The sequence below is a fragment of the Micromonospora narathiwatensis genome (assembly GCF_900089605.1).
Lineage (GTDB): Bacteria > Actinomycetota > Actinomycetes > Mycobacteriales > Micromonosporaceae > Micromonospora > Micromonospora narathiwatensis.
In genome coordinates this window covers 2,221,022-2,237,596 of the sequence record NZ_LT594324.1, presented here as the reverse complement: position 1 = coordinate 2,237,596, position 16,575 = coordinate 2,221,022, and the positions used below count along the sequence as shown (strand labels likewise).

11 protein-coding genes are annotated in these 16,575 nt (G+C 71.4%); 5 read left to right on the top strand and 6 right to left on the bottom strand.

Features of this window, described 5'->3' with window-relative positions; translation table 11 throughout:
- Positions 1-3: 3 nt before the first annotated feature.
- On the bottom strand, positions 4-1,644 hold the full coding sequence (locus GA0070621_RS09705) for an MDR family MFS transporter (protein ID WP_091193632.1): 1,641 nt from the start codon (positions 1,642-1,644) through the stop codon (positions 4-6).
- On the bottom strand, positions 1,641-2,108 hold the full coding sequence (locus GA0070621_RS09700) for a MarR family winged helix-turn-helix transcriptional regulator (protein ID WP_167666752.1): 468 nt from the start codon (positions 2,106-2,108) through the stop codon (positions 1,641-1,643). Before GA0070621_RS09700 ends, GA0070621_RS09705 begins: the two co-directional genes overlap by 4 nt.
- A 110-nt stretch (positions 2,109-2,218) precedes the next feature.
- On the opposite strand from GA0070621_RS09700, the gene GA0070621_RS09695 reads away from it, so the two are divergent.
- The 5 genes from GA0070621_RS09695 to GA0070621_RS09675 all read left to right on the top strand — a co-directional run bounded on the left by GA0070621_RS09695 (position 2,219) and on the right by GA0070621_RS09675 (position 6,465).
- Entirely contained in the window at positions 2,219-2,836 is a 618-nt protein-coding gene (locus GA0070621_RS09695; RefSeq protein ID WP_091193630.1) for a TetR/AcrR family transcriptional regulator, read from the top strand.
- A gap of 34 nt (positions 2,837-2,870) precedes the next feature.
- Positions 2,871-3,212 (top strand): MmcQ/YjbR family DNA-binding protein, encoded by a 342-nt coding sequence (locus tag GA0070621_RS09690; RefSeq protein WP_091202237.1) that lies wholly within the window; start codon positions 2,871-2,873, stop codon positions 3,210-3,212.
- Between the two features lie 53 nt (positions 3,213-3,265).
- Positions 3,266-3,913 carry a GNAT family N-acetyltransferase gene (locus GA0070621_RS09685; protein WP_091193626.1) on the top strand — a complete coding sequence of 216 codons (648 nt, stop codon included), beginning with the start codon at positions 3,266-3,268 and terminating at the stop codon, positions 3,911-3,913.
- A 68-nt stretch (positions 3,914-3,981) separates the two neighbouring features.
- Entirely contained in the window at positions 3,982-5,313 is a 1,332-nt protein-coding gene (locus GA0070621_RS09680) for a low temperature requirement protein A (protein ID WP_091193623.1), read from the top strand.
- A gap of 57 nt (positions 5,314-5,370) precedes the next feature.
- On the top strand, positions 5,371-6,465 hold the full coding sequence (locus GA0070621_RS09675; RefSeq protein ID WP_091193618.1) for a cellulose binding domain-containing protein: 1,095 nt from the start codon (positions 5,371-5,373) through the stop codon (positions 6,463-6,465).
- A gap of 63 nt (positions 6,466-6,528) precedes the next feature.
- Here the strand turns inward: GA0070621_RS09675 and GA0070621_RS09670 are convergent, their stop codons facing one another.
- From GA0070621_RS09670 to GA0070621_RS09655, 4 genes are all read right to left on the bottom strand, one after another.
- Positions 6,529-10,812, bottom strand: coding sequence for a discoidin domain-containing protein (locus tag GA0070621_RS09670; RefSeq protein ID WP_091193616.1), 4,284 nt, complete (start codon positions 10,810-10,812; stop codon positions 6,529-6,531).
- Positions 10,813-10,903: 91 nt separating this feature from the next.
- Positions 10,904-13,792 carry a discoidin domain-containing protein gene (locus tag GA0070621_RS09665; protein ID WP_091193615.1) on the bottom strand — a complete coding sequence of 963 codons (2,889 nt, stop codon included), beginning with the start codon at positions 13,790-13,792 and terminating at the stop codon, positions 10,904-10,906.
- Positions 13,793-13,918: 126 nt separating this feature from the next.
- Complete coding sequence (locus GA0070621_RS09660; protein ID WP_091202236.1) at positions 13,919-15,541, bottom strand: glycoside hydrolase family 13 protein; 1,623 nt, start codon at positions 15,539-15,541, stop codon at positions 13,919-13,921.
- Between the two features lie 134 nt (positions 15,542-15,675).
- Entirely contained in the window at positions 15,676-16,563 is an 888-nt protein-coding gene (locus GA0070621_RS09655) for a carbohydrate ABC transporter permease (RefSeq protein ID WP_091193613.1), read from the bottom strand.
- Between the last annotated feature and the right edge of the window lie 12 nt (positions 16,564-16,575).

Below are 16,575 nucleotides of genomic sequence, written 5' to 3'. Positions count from 1 at the left end.
GCGTCAGCGGCGGGAGCGTTCCTCCCGGCCCGGCGCGTCGACGGTCACCTGGTCGAAGGCGGGCGCGCCGTCGACCGCGTCCGCCGCGACGGCGGCCGACCGCGCGGCGTCGGGCAGGTCGAGGCTGGACCGCAGGGTGACCGGCCTGAGCAGCAGCGCGGCGATGATACCGACGACGGCGATGGCCGCCGAGATGAAGAAGATGTGCCCGGTGGCGTCGCCGTACGCGGCGCGGACGATGTGCTGCACCGGGGCCGGCAGCGCCCCGAGGTTGAGCGTGCTGCCACCGCCGCCGCCGGAGGTCGGGATGCCGGCGGCGGCGAGGTCGTGGGTGATCCGCTCGGTGACCCGGCGGGCGAGGATGGCGCCGAGCACCGAGACGCCGATGGTGCCGCCGAGGGAGCGGAAGAACGCGACGCTGGAACTGGCCGCGCCGATGTCCTTGAGCGGGACGGTGTTCTGCACGGCGAGCACGAGGTTCTGCATGGTCATGCCGACGCCGACGCCGACGATGAACATGGCGGCGCCGAGCAGGAGGAGCGGGGTCTCGTGGTCGATGGTGCCGAGCAGGGCGAACCCGGCGACGAGGACGATCGAGCCGGCGACGATGTAGGGCTTGACCCGCCCGCTGGCGGTGATCAGCCGCCCGGCGACGATCGACGACAGCAGCACGCCGGCCATCATCGGGATGGTGAGCAGGCCGGCCTCCGTGGGGCTGTAGCCGCGGCCGATCTGGAAGTACTGGCCGAGGAAGACGGAGCCGCCGAACATGGCCATGCCGACCGCGAGACTGCCGAGGATGGCCAGCGCGGTGGTGCGTTCGCGGACGATCTTCAGGGGGACGACCGGCTCGGCGGCCCGCGACTCGACCCAGGTCGCCAGGGCGAGCAGGAGCAGCGCGCCACCGACCATCGCGGCGGTCTGCCAGGAGAGCCAGGCGAAGGAGCCGTCGACGAACGAGATCCAGATCAGCAGCAGGCTGACGCCGGCGGCGATCAGGCTCGCGCCGAGGTAGTCGATCTTGACGTTCTCCCGGCGCGTGGTGGGCAGGTGCAGGGTGGCCTGGAGCAGCATCAGCGCGATGACGGCGACCGGCACGCCCACGAAGAAGCACCAGCGCCAGCCGAGCCAGGACGTGTCGACGATGAGACCGCCGAGCAGCGGGCCACCCACCGTCGCGAGGGCCATCACGCCGCCCAGGTAGCCGTTGTAGCGGCCCCGCTCGCGGGGCGGGATCATCGCCGCGATGGCGACCTGGACCAGGGCCTGGAGTCCGCCGACGCCGATGCCCTGGAAGGCGCGGGCGGCGATGAGCTGGCCGGCGGTCTGCGCGAAGCCGGCGACGACCGAGCCGAGCAGGAACACGACGATGGCGATCTGGATCAGCAGCTTCTTGTTGAACAGATCGGCCAGTTTGCCCCAGATCGGGGTGCTTGCGGTGGCGGTGAGCAGGGTCGCGGTGACGACCCAGGTGTACTGCGTCTGGGAGCCGTTCAACGCGCCGATGATCTTCGGCAGCGCGATCGAGACGACCGTGCTGCTGAGCATCGCGACGAAGAGCACCAGCAGCAGGCCGCTGAGTGCTTCGAGCGTCTGTCGTCTGCTCATCGGTGCGGCTTCGGCCGTTGCGGTGGGTGCGCTCATCGCGCGTCCTCCTGGTTGTCGTGGTGTGCGAAGGCGACCCCGAGGTCGCGGGTGAAACGGCCGAGCGCGGTGGACAGCGCCGCCACCTCGTCGGGTGTCCAGCCGGCGAGCGCCTGGGCGAGCACCTGCCCGTACCAGTTCCTCGTCTCGGCCAGGGCGGCCCGGCCGGCCGGGGTGATGGTCAGTTGGCTGGCCCGTCGATCGGTCGGATCGGTCCGTCGTTCGACCAGCCCGTGCGCGACGAGGGCCGCGACGGCGCGGCTGACGGTCGACGGGTCGAGTCGGCCGCGCTCGGCCAGTTCCCGGGCGTGGCAGCCGCCGGCGCTGCGTTCGATGAGCATGAGCGGGCCCAGCAGCCCGGGCGGCACCGCCGACCGCTCGTCGACGCGACGCTGCTTGAGCAGCCGCACGCCGGTCAACAGGTCGTGCAGCCGCGTACCGAGTTCACGGGCGGCGGTATCCACTCTTGTCCTCCGGACCAACGTTGGTTGCCTCAAGCAAGCATCAGGGAAACTTGCACATCAGGCAAGTTTGCGCGTTGAGAAATGGATCACTTCTCGCGTACTCTGGGCCCATGGATGAGGCGGCTGGGCTGCGGGAACGCAAGAAGGCGGCGACCCGCCTGGCCCTGCACGAGGCGGCACTGCGCCTCGCCGCCGAACACGGGCCGGACCGGGTCACCGTCGAGGCGATCGCCGACGCGGCCAACGTCTCCCGCCGGACGTTCTCCAACTACTTCTCCAGCAAGGAGGAGGCCCTCTTCCACGGCGACACCAGGTGGCTACGCCGGCTGCTGGACCTGCTGCGCGCGCAACCCGCCGGCGAGCCGCCGTGGGCCGCGCTGAGCCGGGCGTCCGTGCGCCTGGCTGCCGAGGTCTACAGCGACGACGGCACCGGCATGTCCTGGCTGAACCGCCGCCGCCGGCTGCACGGGCACCCGGGTCTGCTCGCGCACCAGGCCGCCGCATACGCCGCGAGCGAACGTGAACTGGCCGGCGAACTCGCCCACCGGCTCACCGGCCCCGACCAGGCGCTGCGCGCCCGGATCATGGCGGCGACCTTCCTGGCCACCCTGCGGGTCGCCACCCAGCACGGGATCGAGCACCCCGACGCCTCGATGGTCGACACGCTCCGGACCGCGCTCGCCCACGCGACGCCGGCCACGGAGCGCGGTGGCGGCGCGGCCCGGTGACCCGAATGTCACCCGGCGGCGCTACGGTCGGGCCGTGGTCACCGTCGACGACGTCCGGGCCCTGGCCCGGACCCTCCCCCGCACCAGCGAGCACCTGATCCGCGACCGGGTCAAGTTCCGGGTGGGCGCCATCGTCTACGTCGCGTTCAGCCAGGACGAGCGGACGATGGGCTTCGGCTACCCGAAGGAGGAACGGGACGCGCTGATCGCCGCCGAGCCGGACCTGTTCTTCCTCCCCCGCCCGTCCGACCTGCGGTTCAACTGGGTGTGCTGCCACCTGCACCGGCTCGACCACGACCGGATGACCGAGCTGGTGTCCGAGTCGTGGCGGATGGTCGTGCCCAAGTTCCTCGCCCGCCAGCGACTGGGCGGGTAATCCCCGGTGGCCGGGGCTGTGGTGAGAACGATTCCACACCGTACGGTCCGGGAATGACCAGCACGACGAACCCGCGCCCGCCCACGGCGGTCGTGCGACGCTACCGGCCGGCCGATCACGACGCGGTCTACGACATCTGCGTCCGTACCGCCGACGCGGGCGGCGACGCCCGCGGGAAGTACGCCGGCGACGACCTGATGCCCGACCTGTTCGCCGGCCCCTACCTGCACCTCGAGCCGGAGCTGGCGTTCGTGTTGGCGGACGCCGGCCGGGTGGTCGGATACGTGCTCGGAACGGCGGACACGCTCGCCTTCGTCCGCGCCTACCGTCGCGAGTGGATCCCCCTGCTGGCTGACCGCTACCCGGCTCCGTCCGGCCCGCCGCGGACCCCGGACGACGAGATGATCGCGCTGCACCACCACCCGGAGCGGATGCTCCTGCCGGAGCTGGCGGCGTACCCCGCCCACCTGCACATCGACCTGCTGCCCAGCCACCAGGGCCAAGGCCACGGCCGGCGGCTGTTGGAGACGTTCCTGACCGCGGCCCACGCGGCCGGCGCGCCCGCCCTGCACGTCGGCATGGTCACCGCCAACGTGCGGGCGCGCGGCTTCTACGACCGGCTCGGCTTCCAGATGATCCCGGTGCCCGACCCGGGCCCCGTCACCTACCTGGGCCGGCCGACCGACCACCGGGAGGGGTGAGGTCCGGCCCCCGGTGGGCGTGCGCCGATTCCGGCCCGCGACCGCCCCGGCGCTGGGAGACTCGTCCGGTGGGCGGCGACCGGATACGCGGGGGGCTGGGGCCGGCCATCCCGATCGCGCCGGCCGCCCGGGTGGACAAGTTCGAGGTCTTCTTCGACCTCGTCTTCGTCGTGTCGTTCTTCATCATCACCCGGGCCACCGCCGCCAACGTGGGCGGTCGGCAACTGCTGCACGCCCTGCTGGTGCTCGCCGTGCTCTGGTGGTGCTGGGTGGTGCACAGCATGGTCGCCTCCCGGCTCCGGCTCGGCGAGGGCTTCGTCCCGGTGCTGATGGTGATCGGCATGATCGCGCTGTTCACCTTCGCGCTGGCCCTGCCGCAGACCTTCGGCGACGGCCAGCGGGGCACCGGCCTGCCGATCCTGGTCACGGCCAGTTACGTGGTGTTCCGCGCCGTCCATCTGGTGCTCTACTCGCACGCCACCCGGAACCGGCCACACGCCCGCCGCCAGCTGTTCCATCTGCTTCCCGAGGTGGTCATCACGGCCCTCCTGCTGCTGATCGCGGAGGTGCTGCCGACGCGGATCGCCGCTCCGGAGCACGCGATGTGGCTCCGGGACGGGCTCTGGATCGCCGTCGTCGTCGTCCAGTACGCCAGCGGGTTCCTGGCCGGCACCCGGGGCTGGGAGGTCACCTCCGCCGAGCACTGGACCGAACGCTACGACCTGATCCTCATCATCGCGCTGGGCGAGTCGGTCATCTCCATCGGCGTCGGCGGCAACCTGCTCGGCAAGCCGGTGACGTGGCCGGCCATCGTGGCGGCGATGCTGGGCATCCTCTTCACGGCGGCGCTGTGGTGGGCACACTTCGACATGATCGGCCCGGCCGCCCGGATCGCGCTGCACGCCACCCAGGGCGTGCCACGGCTGGCGATGGCCCGCGACGCGTACGCCTACCTCTACCTGCCGATGATCGCCGGCGTGATCCTGTTCGCGATCGGCGCGGAGGAACTGGTGCGGGAGATCACCGAGCCCGAGGGCGGGGTGGCTGAGCCGGCCGGCGAGGCCGGAGTACCGCTGCTGTTCGGCGGGGTGATGACCTACCTGGCCGCCGACCTGGCGTTCCAACTGCGCACGTTACGGACCGTGACGTGGACCCGGGTGGGCGTGCTCCTCGTACTCGCGGCCGGGCTTCTCGGCGGTCGGCAACTGCCGGCGCTCGCGGCGCTCAGCCTGCTGACCGCCATCTGCGTCGCACTCGCCGTGGTCGAGGTGGTGCTGTTCGCGGACTCCCGCGACGCCCTGCGCCGGGCGGTGTACGAGGAGAGGACCAGGCACGAGTCGAGCGAGGCCGCCTGGCGCGCCCGGTGGCACGACGGCGATCCGGAGCGGCCGGCAGGGTAGCGCGACGGTGGGATCCCGTCCGGAACGGCGACGCACCCCGACCCGTAGAGTCTGCGCGTGATCGAGATCGGCATCGAAGTCGACCTGTTCCACCCGTCCGAGACGGTGTGGCGGGCGTTGACGGAGCCCGCCCTGCTGGCCAAGTGGTTCGCCGAGAGCACCCCGCCGGAGCAGCCGGAACGGCTGCTGCTGCGTACGGCGGGGCTGCCCGGGTTCGACGCGGACGTCGAGGCGACGGTGGTCGAGCGGCAGGCGCCGCAGCGGTACGTGCTGGACTGCCGGGAGGGCGCCCAACGTACCCGGCTGACCTGCCAGATCGTCCCCGCCGGCCACGGCTGCCGACTGTCCGTGCAGGAGGTGCTGGTCGACGGCGAGTGGGACGCCGAACGGCACGCCCGCCGGTCGGAGCATCACCAGCAGGCGGTGACCGTGCGGCTGCCGGCGATCCTCGACTGGCTGGCGTTCCAGCGCGTCGACCTGCGCCGCGCCGAGGGCGGGTTGACCGCCGAACTGCCCGTGGTACGCCTGATCGGCGACGTCCGTACCCGGGCCGGCCGCCGCCGGGCCGGGGTGATCGGTGGCGGGCTGGCGTTCCTCGTCCTGGCCGGCGGGGCGGCGGTGTGGCTCACCCGACCGGCACCGCGGATCCCCGAGGCCACGCCGCAGTCGACGCCGCTGCTGCAGCCGAGCAGCACCAGCTCCGCCCCCCTGGGCGCCCCGTCGCGGACCGCGCCGACCGCGGCCCGGAGCAGTGCCACCGCCTCACCGTCACCGTCGCCGTCACCGTCGCCGACCCTGAGCACCACAGCCCCGACCCAGTCGCCCAGCACGAGCCCCACACCCGTCGCCCTGCTGACCGCCCGTTACCAGACCGTCTCCGACCGGCTGTTCGGCTACCGGGGCGAGGTGAAGATGAGCAACGCGGGCGACGCGGAGAAGCGGGACTGGGTGGTGGCCGTGACGCTGGCCGCGGGGGCCACGATCAACAACGTGAACGGGGCCGAGTGGCGGCAGGACGGGCAGGTCGTCACCTTCACCGGAAAGGCCGTGCCGGCCCAGGGGTCGACGACGTTCCGGTTCGACGTGCGGGACACGTTCACCAAGGCGCCCGAGGGGTGCACGGTCGACGGCTCCCCCTGCGAAGTCCAGTGATCGGAAACGGACGCCGCCGGGAGGAACTCGTCCCCCCGGCGGCGCCGGCCGACCCGGAGCGGGTCAGCTCCGGTTGATGGTGAAGGTGCTGGTCGTGTTCCGGATGTCCTGGTAGTTGTCGGACAGCCGGAGGTTGACGAAGGTGGCAGAGCCGACGGCCGGGCCCTGCCCGGCCTCCGGCATCTCGTTGACCCAGATCCCGAAGCCGGACTTGGCGTCGAAGGCGTCACCGCTGCGCTTCGCCCCGGAGATCGACACGTTGGTGAACACCGTGTCGGTCACCGGATTCTCCGGCTGGTTGCCGGTGTACTTCGTCTGGAACATGATCCCCGAATACGTGGGATCGACGATGTCGACGTCGGACACCCGGATGCCGCGGAACTCCTTCGAGGCGGAGAACACCCAGATCGCCGGGAAGGTCTGCGCGCCCCAGAAGTGGCCGCCCGCCCGGACCAGCGAGATGTTCTGGAACTGGGTCGGCGGGCTGGCCCCGAACCCGATGAACGGGTAGCCGAAGTCCAGCGAGCTGATGGTGATGCCCGAGTACGTCAGCATGTCGGCGATGTGGAGGTTACGGAAGATGTTGTCGTAGCCGCCGTACACGGCCAGCCCGGCTGCCCGCCAGGTCAGCGTGGCGGTCAGGTTCTCGAACACGTTGCCGTGATTACCGGTCGACGCGCCCTGGTCGGTCGCCGAGAACAACGCGAACGCGTCGTCCCCGTTGGACCGGCCCTCGCTGTTGGTGACCAGGTTGCCGGTGCTGCCGTTGGTCATGTTCACCCCGTCGGCGAAGGTGTCGCGGAACCGGCTGTCCCGGATGGTCAGGCCACTGACGTGGACCCCCCAGTACGCGCAGACGGTGTGCTCCACCCAGACGTTGTCCAGGGTGAGGTTGTTGACGTCCTTCAGCTCGCCCCACACCTTGCCCGGTCCGTCGATGCGGTTGGTGTAGTTGCCGAAGAAGGACAGGTGGGAGAAGGTTGACCCGCTGGCCGAGGGCTCCACCCGGAAGCCGGCGTCGGTGTTCTGCTGCGACGGCGGCGTCTGGAAGCGGGTGTACCACATGCCCGCGCCGACCACCTTGACCGCCTTGCCGTACACCTGGAACTTCTGGGCGGTGTCGTAGGTGCCGGCCGGCAGGTAGACCCCGACCAGGGTGCCGGTGGTGTCCATCCGGACGGCGTCGAGGGCGTTCTGCACGTCGGCGTGGCTGAAGCCGTTCGGCACCTTGTAGCGGGCCGGGTCGGGGTTGGGCCGGGCCGACACCAGTTCGGTGTTGATGAAGTCGATCGCGTACGTGGTGCTGTTGGCCGGGTCCTTCTGCAGGCGGATGGTGCTGCCGGCCGGGACGGTCGAGTTCAGCATCACGTTGGCCTCGTCGTACAGGTGCCGTGGCGGGCCCGCGCTCGGCGAGTCGCTCGGGCTCGCCTCGGCGCCGTAGAGCCAGATGTGCTTCGAGGTCAGGTTGATCGGCTTGTGCAGGACGCCGTTGACGTAGATGTTCAACGTCGAGTCGATCCCGCCGCCGCCGGCGGAGTCCGGGATGGAGAAGCGGGTGACCAGGGTGTTGGTCGCCGCCCGGGTGGTCCACTCCACGTACGCGCCGGTGCTGTTCAGGGTCACCGCGCGCCGGCCGGACGCCTCACCGGCCAGGGTGCCGATGTCGCGGTTCGGCCCGATCACCTGCGCCCCGCCGCCGATCCGGCCGTCCTCGGCCTCGTACATGTCGTAGGGCAGGTTCGCGCCCCGACCGACGAAGAACGGCCGGTCGCTGGTGTTGTTCTGCTGCTTGACCGGCAGCTCGTTGGCGTCGACGGCGAGCGCCACCCGTACGGTGTACTTGCCGTTGGCCGCCGTCCAACTGCCCAGGTCGACCGGCGGGCTGGTCGCCCCGGCCGCGAGGACACCGGTGTAGGAGCCGGTGAAGGTGCGGACCACCGCGCCGGTGTCGGAGAGCAGGGTGAGGGTGATGCCGTGCGCCCCGCCGGCCGAGGCGATGGTGCCCTGGTTACGGATCGACACCGCGAAGCTCACCGCGATGCCGGCGCTCGGCGTGCCCGGCGACCAGGTGACCGCCCCGGCGACCAGGTCGGAGCTGGCCACCGGGCTGACGGTCAGCGAGCCGGTCCGGCTGTTGTTCGACTCGTCCTGCTCGATGACCGTGTTCGCCTCGTCGACCGTGGCGGTGACCTCGTAGCTGCCGGCGTTGCGTACGCCGATGTCGGCCGAGACGGTCGCCGAGGCCCCGGCGGCCAGGGCGCCGACGGCGGCGGTGCCGACCTTGGTCGTACCCAGGTAGAAGGTGACCGCGGTGGCGGTGGACGCGGCGGTGCCGATGTTGCGGACCGTGGCGGAGAGGGTGATCGGATCGGTCTCCACCGGCGCTGCCGGCGCGGACGACAGGCTGGTGACGGTCAGGTCCGGGTTCGGCGCGGGCGTGCCGATCACCTGGAACTCGGCCACCTGGCCGTTGGACGAGCCGGAGTTGGCGGTGAACTGCAGCCGCACGTCGGCGGCGGTGGCGGTCACCGGGATGGTGACGGTGTTGCTGCTGGCCGGGTTGAACGAGTACGTCGCCGAGCCGACCAGGGTGCTGAACGTCGACGCGGACTGCTCCCGCCCGAGCACCTGGAAGGTCTGCGTACGCGGACCCCAGATCGGGTCGGGGTTCAGCTTGACCACGATGGCGGTGACGCTGGCGTTGGCGCCGAGCGCGACGGTGAGCGTGCTCGGGTACGCCCCGGGCGCACCCTCCCAGTAGGTCGTCACGTCGTCGTCGTTGGCGTTGACGGCGTTGAAGATGTGCACCACCGAGGAGGCGGTGATCGGCTTGCCGACGGCCAGGTTACGACCGGTCGGCGTGCTGCCGGTCCGGGTGACGGTGTTGGAGGTCGCCGAGACGTTCCCGGCGGCGTCCCGGGCCCGGACGTAGTAGGAGACGGTCGCGCTGTCCGGCTGGCTGTCGGTGTACGTCAGAGTGGTGCCGTTGACGGTGGCGCGCAGCGCGTTGTTGGCGTAGATGTCGTAGGCGGTGACGCCGACGTTGTCGGTCGACGCCGTCCAGGTCAACCGGATCTGCCCGGACCCGGGCTGGGTGTACGCCAGGTTGCCGGGCGCGGTGGGCGGCTGGGTGTCTCCGGTGTTGCCGGTGCGGGTGACGGTGTTGCTGTTGGCGGACTGGTTGCCGGCGGCGTCCCGGGCCCGGACGTAGTAGGAGACGGTGGCGCCGGCCGGCTGGGTGTCGGTCCAGGTCAGGGTCGACGCGCCGACGCTGGTGCGCAGCGTCCCGTTGGCGTAGACGTCGTAGCCGGTGACGCCGACGTTGTCGGTCGACGCCGTCCAGGTCAACCGGATCTGGTCGGGGGCCGGTTCGGTGAAGGCGAGGTTGCCGGGGGCGGTCGGCGGCTGGGTGTCCCCGGTGGCCGGGCCGTAGATCTCCAGCTCGGCGAGCTGCCCGGCCGGCCAGCCGGTGTTCGCGGTGAACTGCAGCCGGACGTAGCGGGTGTTCGCGGTGGCGAAGTTGATGGTGACGGTGTTGCCGCCGCTCGGGTTGAACGCGTACCCGGCGGAGGCGACGAGGGTGCTGAAGTTGGTGCCGTCGGTGCTGCCCTGCACGGTGAGCGTCTGGGTGCGCGCCGGCCAGCTCGTGGGGAGCTTGAGCACCAGCTTGTTGACGCCCACGGTGCCGCCGAGGTCGGCGCGGATCCACTGCGGGAAGGCGTTGTTGGCGCTCTCCCAGTAGGTGGCCGGGTTGCCGTCGTTGGCGTTGCCCGCGCCGTACACGTCGGAGTGGCTGCTCTCGGCCATCGGCCGGCCGAGAGCGAGGTTGGTGGTGGAGCTGGTGACGCCGTACACCTCCAGCTCGGCGAGCTGCGCGGCGGGCCAGCCGGTGTTGGCGGTGATCGCGACGCGGACGTACCGGGCGGTGGCGCCCGCGAAGGTCAGGGTCACGGTGTTGCCGTTGGCCGGGTTGAACGTCTGCCCGGCCGAGCCGACCACGGTGGTGAAGGAGCTGCCGTCGGTGCTGCCCTGCACGGAGAGGGTCTGGGTACGGGACTCCCAGCCCGTGGGCAGTTTCAGGACGACCTGGTCGACGGTCTGGGCGGTGCCGAGGTCGACCTGCGCCCACTGCGGGAAGGAGTTGTTGGCGCTCTCCCAGTAGCTGCCGGCGTTGCCGTCGGTCAGGTTGCCCGCCGTGTAGGCGCCGTTGGCGCTGCTGGCCGTGGCGGACCGGCCGAGGGCGAGGTTGGGGCCGCCGGCCGCGGCGGCCGGGGACGGGGGCGGGGCCGTGACGGCCAGCCCGACCGCGGCGAGCACCGCGACCAGGCGGGTACGGAATCTGGACATGACGGAGGAACACCTTCTTCCGGGGGTGGTGGAGAGGTGGGTGGTGGGGGGTGGGGTGGGGTCCCCGCCGCGCCGCGGGGACCCCGGGTGGTCAGCTGGCGTACGCCTCGAACTCGCTGAGCTGGCCGGCCGGCCAGCCGGTGTTGCCGGTGAAGGTCAGCCGCAGGTGCCGCTGGCTGGTGGCGGGGAAGGTGATCGTGGCGGTGTTGCCGGTGGCCGGGTCGAAGGTGTAGCCGGCCGACGCCTTGACGGTGCTCCACGTCGACCCGTCGGTGGAGCCGAGCACGGAAAGGGTCTGGGTCCGGGTCTGCCAGGCCGGCGACGGTGGCAGCTTCAGCACGATCCGGGACACCGCGTACGTCGCGCCGAGGTCGACGGTGAGCGACTGCGGGAACGCGTTGTTGGCGCTCTCCCAGTAGGTACCGGAGTTGCCGTCGACCGCGTTGGCCGCCACGTACACGTCGGCGTGGCTGGTCTCGGTCACCGGCCGCCCGGCGGCCAGGTTGCCACTGGGTGGTGGGGCGGTGGTCGGGGACGGGGCGGTGGTCGGTGGGGTGGTGGTCGGTGGCGGAGTGGTGGTCGGGGGCGGGGTGGTGCCGGTACCGCCGTACACCTCGAACTCGGCGACCTGCCCGGCGGGCCAGCCGGTGTTGGCGGTGAGGCTGAGCCGCACGTACCGCCGGTCCCCCGCCGGCAGCGGGATCGACACCGTGTTGCCGCCGGCCGGGTCGAAGGTGTAGCCGGCCGACGCCTTGACGGTGCTCCACGTCGACCCGTCGGTGGAGCCGAGCACGGAGAGGGTCTGGGTACGCCGCTCCCAGCCGGGTGGGAGTTTCAGCACCACCCGGTCGACGGCACGCGCCGCGCCGAGGTCCACGGTCAGGGTCTGCGGGAAGGAGTTGTTGGCGCTCTCCCAGTAGCTGCCGGAGTTGCCGTCCACCGCATTGGCCGCCACGTACGTCTGGGTGGTGCTCGACGCGGTGACCGGTCGGCCGAGGGCGAGGTTGCCGCCCGGCGGCGGCCCGGTCGGTGTCGGGCTCGGCGTCGGGGTGGTCGGCGTCGGGCTGGGCGGGGTGGACGGGCCGTTGCCCCACTGCGGCTCGGGCCACGGCCCGCAGTACGGGTTGGCCGAGTACCAGCCGGAGTTGCCGGCGCCCTGGGTGATCTGGAAGGCGCTGCCGACGCAGTTGTACATCGGGTTGGCCTGGGCGATGCCGGTGGCCCGGACGTTCGTGAAGTTGACCTGGCTGGGGGCCTGCACCTGGAGGGCGAACGTCCCGGCCCCGTCGATGCGGACGTTGTTCAGGTTGATCCCGCTGGTCTGCCCCTCGATCCAGTGCAGGGCAGCGTACGAGCTGTCCAGGATGTCGGTGTCGGTGACGTTGACGGTGGCGCCCTGGATCGGCTCGTTGAGCGCGGAGAACCACAGCGCGCCGACGCCGAAGCGCCAGTTGTAGTCGGAGTTGCCGTTGCGGATCAGGGTGTTGCGGGCGACCGTGATCGTGCCGGCGACCGCGGTCGGGCCGTTCACGCCCGGGTAACGGTTGGCGACGTGGATGCCGCCGCCGTTGGTGACCGAGTCGGCGGTCACGTTGTCGGTGATCCGGATGTCCCGGCCGCCGTAGGTGACCAGGTTGTTGGCCAGGATGGTGACGCCGACGGTGTTGAAGGTGAAGGAGTTGTTGACGTTGGGCACGTTCTGCGCCCACATGGCCAGGCCGTCGTCGCCGGTGTTGCGGACGAAGGTGTTGGTGACCGTGGAGTTGGTGACGCCCCAGTGGAAGTTCACCCCGTCCGCGGTCTGGTCGAGGATCCGGCTGTTGCGGATGGTCAGGTTGTCCATCGGCCCGTCCATCCAGGCGCCGACCTTGGTGTGCTGCAACCAGAGGTTGTCGACCACCGAGTTGGACATCGCCCCGCCGAGGGCGTTGACCTGGTCCTCGTCGACCCGTTCCCGGATGTCACCGATGATCGCGAAGTCGCGCAGGGTGACGTTGCGGCTGGGTCCGCCGGCCTCGTGCGACCGGATCTCTCCGCTGTAGCCGCCGCCGGCGACGTACTTGCCGTAGATGCCGGCGGCCCGCTTGCGGTCGGTGGGGTGTCGGCCGCCGAGCACCGAGTACCAGGGGCCGGCGCCGCGCAGGGTCACCCCGTCGACCACCACGTGGTCCCAGAGGGTGAAGGTGCCGGTGGGGATCCACACGGTCGTCGCCTGCGCCTTGCCGGCGTCGACGGCGGCCTGGAACTTCGCGGTGGAGTCGGTGGCGCCGGTCGGGTCGGCGCCGAAGTCGGTCACCACGTCCAGCACCCCGGCCGGCTTGGTGATCGGCCCGCCGACCAGCTCGAAGTCGGCCAGGTCGATGGTGAAGGTGGGTGACTGCGCGGTCGAGGAGACCTGGAGGCGGATCTTCGTGCCGGCCGGGTAGGTGGTGCCGAACATGGTTCGGGTCTCGTCGTAGAAGTGGTGCGGGTTGGTGTCGCCGGGGTTGTTGTTGAACGGGTATCCGCCGTAGAACCAGCCGTACCGGGAGGTGACCGGGACGGCCTTGACCAGGTTGCCGTTGGCCCGCAGGTCGATGGCGGCGTCCCGGCCGGTGCCGGCGGCGTTGTCCGGCAGGCTGTACCGGAAGGTCATCGCGTCGGCCGGGGCGGTGAGGGTGAACTCGACGTACTCGCCGACGGCGTCGAGGGTGACCGCCTCCCGGCCGGACGCCTCCGACGGCAGGGTGCCGTAGTGCCGGTCGGGGCCGATCCGGGTGCCGTTGTGGACGACCCGCTCCGCCTCCTGCTCGACGAACGGGACGGTGGCGCCGCGGCCGGCGATGTCGAACGGGGACAGCCCGGCGGCCCGGGCCGGGGTGGCGGTGGAGGTGAGCGCCACGACGGTGACGGAGGTGGCGGCCAGCGCGGCGCCGGCGAGGGCGGCCAGGCCCGCGCGGAGCCGGTTTCTCGGATGGTGCGGGGTGGTGTGATCGGCCATGAGGGGGGTGCTCCCTTTCGTCGGATGGCCCGGTCCCCCGTGCGTCTTTCCGCTCATACCTCCTTCCTCGCGTCGACGGTGGCGGCGGCGCCGGCGGCCGGGACGGGCCGCCGGCACCGCGACGGATCAGCGGGTACGCAGCCAGACGGCGGTGTCCGGCGGAAGCAGCTCGTCGACGGGTCCACTGGCCAGCAGCAGCCGGTCGTGGTCGGGCAGCGGCACCGCCGCGTCGGAGAGGTTGACCAGGCAGGCGAAGCCGGGCTCGCGGGCGAAGGCGAGCACCCGGTCGGGGGCGGGCAGCCAGGTCAGCGTGCCGTCGCGGAGGGCCGGCTCGCTGCGACGCAGCGCGATGGCCGCCCGGTACAGCTCCAGCATCGAGTACGGGTCGCCGGTCTGGGCCCGGACCGTACGGTCCTTCCAGTCGGCCGGCTGGGGCAGCCAGGGTGCGGTCGCCGCGCCGTCGGGGCTGAACCCGAACGGCGGGGCGTCACCGGTCCACGGCAGCGGCACCCGGCAGCCGTCCCGGCCGGGGTCGACCCGGCCGGAGCGTTCCCACATCGGGTCCTGGCGCAGCTCGTACGGGATGTCCTCGACCTCCCAGAGGCCCAGCTCCTCGCCCTGGTAGACGTACGCCGCGCCGGGCAGCGCGAGGGAGAGCAGCGCGGCGGCCCGGGCCCGGCGGGTGCCCAGTTCCAGGTCGGTGGGGGTCCCCTCACGCTTCGCGGCGAAGCTGAACGTGGTGTCCGCCCGGCCGTAGCGGGTGACGTGCCGGGTGACGTCGTGGTTGGAGAGCACCCAGGTTGCCGGCGCGCCGACCGGCGCGTGCGCGTACAGCGTCCCGTCGATGCTCTCGCGCAGCGCCGCGGCGTCCCAGGCGCAGCCGAGGAAGTCGAAGTTGAACGCCGCGTGCAGCTCGTCCGGGCGCAGGTAGTTGGCGAACCGCTGCCGGTCCGGCAGCCACACCTCGCCGATCAGCGCGCGGTCGCCGGGGTACTCGTCGGCGACCCGCCGCCAGGCGCGGTAGATGTCGTGCACCCCGTCGAGGTCGCGGAACGGGTGCGGCCGCTCCGGCAGCGTCTCGGGCAGCGTCCCGTCCTTGACCAGCAACCCGGCCGAGTCGATCCGGATGCCGTCCACCCCCCGGTCGAACCAGAACCGCAGGATGTCCTCGAACTCGGCCCGGACCCGGGGGTGGTCCCAGTTGAAGTCGGGCTGTTCGGGGGCGAACAGGTGCAGGTACCAGTCGCCGGGGGTGCCGTCCGGGTTGGTGGTCCGGGTCCAGGTCGGGCCGCCGAACTCACCGACCCAGTCGGTGGGCCGCTGGTCGCCGTTCGGGCCCCGGCCGGGACGGAACCAGAACAGCTCCCGCTCGGGCGCGTCCGGCCCGCCGGCGAGTGCCGCCTGGAACCAGGGGTGCGCGGCGGAGCAGTGGTTCGGCACCACGTCGACGATGGTGCGGATGCCGAGCGCGTGCGCCTCCGCGATCAGCGCCTCCGCCTCGGCCAGCGTGCCGAAGACCGGGTCGATGTCGCGGTAGTCGGCCACGTCGTAGCCGGCGTCCGCCATCGGGGAGGGGTACCAGGGGCTGAACCAGATCGCGTCGATGCCGAGCGCGGACAGGTGATCCAGCCGGGAGCGGATGCCGGCGAGGTCGCCGATGCCGTCGCCGTCGCCGTCGGCGAAGCTGCGGGGGTAGACCTGATAGATCACCGCTCCACGCCACCACGGACTGTTGTCTGCTGTGGACACGAGCACCTGCTTTCTGCGTTGGTACGTCGGCGGGTTCGCCGGCCCTGAGGGGTGTCGGGCGAACGGTCGTTGTTCGCGCGTCGGCGTCTTCGGGGCGGGGCGCTCGACGGGGCCGCCCGGGGGCGGGCCGTCGGCTATCCCTTGAGGCTGCCCGTGGTCAGGCCGGACATGATGTTCCGTTGGAAGATCAGGAAGATGACGACGGTCGGGATCGCGGCGATCACCGACGCGGCGATCACGACGTTCATCGGCGTGCCGCCGGAGAAGGCGTAGATGCCGACGCTGACGGTCCGGGTCTCCGGTGACGGCATGACCAGCTTCGGCCAGAGGAAGTCCTTCCAGACCGCGGTCACGGCGAAGATCGAGACCACGCCGAGGATGGGGCGCGACATCGGCAGGATGATCGACCAGAGTGTGCGCAGCGGCGTCGCGCCGTCCATGACGGCGGCCGACATCAGCTCCTCGGGGATCGAGTCGAAGAACCGTTTCAACAGGAAGATGTTGAACGCGTTCGCGACCAGGGGCAGCCAGATCGCGAACGGCGAGTCGAGCAGGTTGATGTGCAGGATCGGCAGGTCGATCACGGTCACGTACTGCGGGACGATCAGGACCATCGCCGGGATCATCAGCGTCGCCAGCATCATGCCGAGGATCACGTTGCCGAACACGGGCCGCAGCTTCGACAGGGCGTACGCCGCGGCGGTGTCGAGGACCAGCTGGAACAGCAGCGCCCCGGCCGCGTAGTAGAACGTGTTGAACAGCAGCTTGGCGAGGTCCAGGTTGGTCCACGCGTCGGCGTAGTTCCCGAGCTGGGGGTCCTCGGGAAACAGCGTCGGCGGGGTCTGCGCGATCTCCTGGCCGGATTTGAGCGCGCCGGTGACCATCCAGTAGAGCGGCCCGAGGAAGACGATCGTGAACGCCAGCACGACGACGGAGAGCAGCGTCCAGTAGATGATCCTGCCGCGCCCCCGCTGCAGCTGGGCGTGTGAGATGAGGGTCCGGGTGCCGGAGTCCTGCGCCATGTCTCGCCCGTC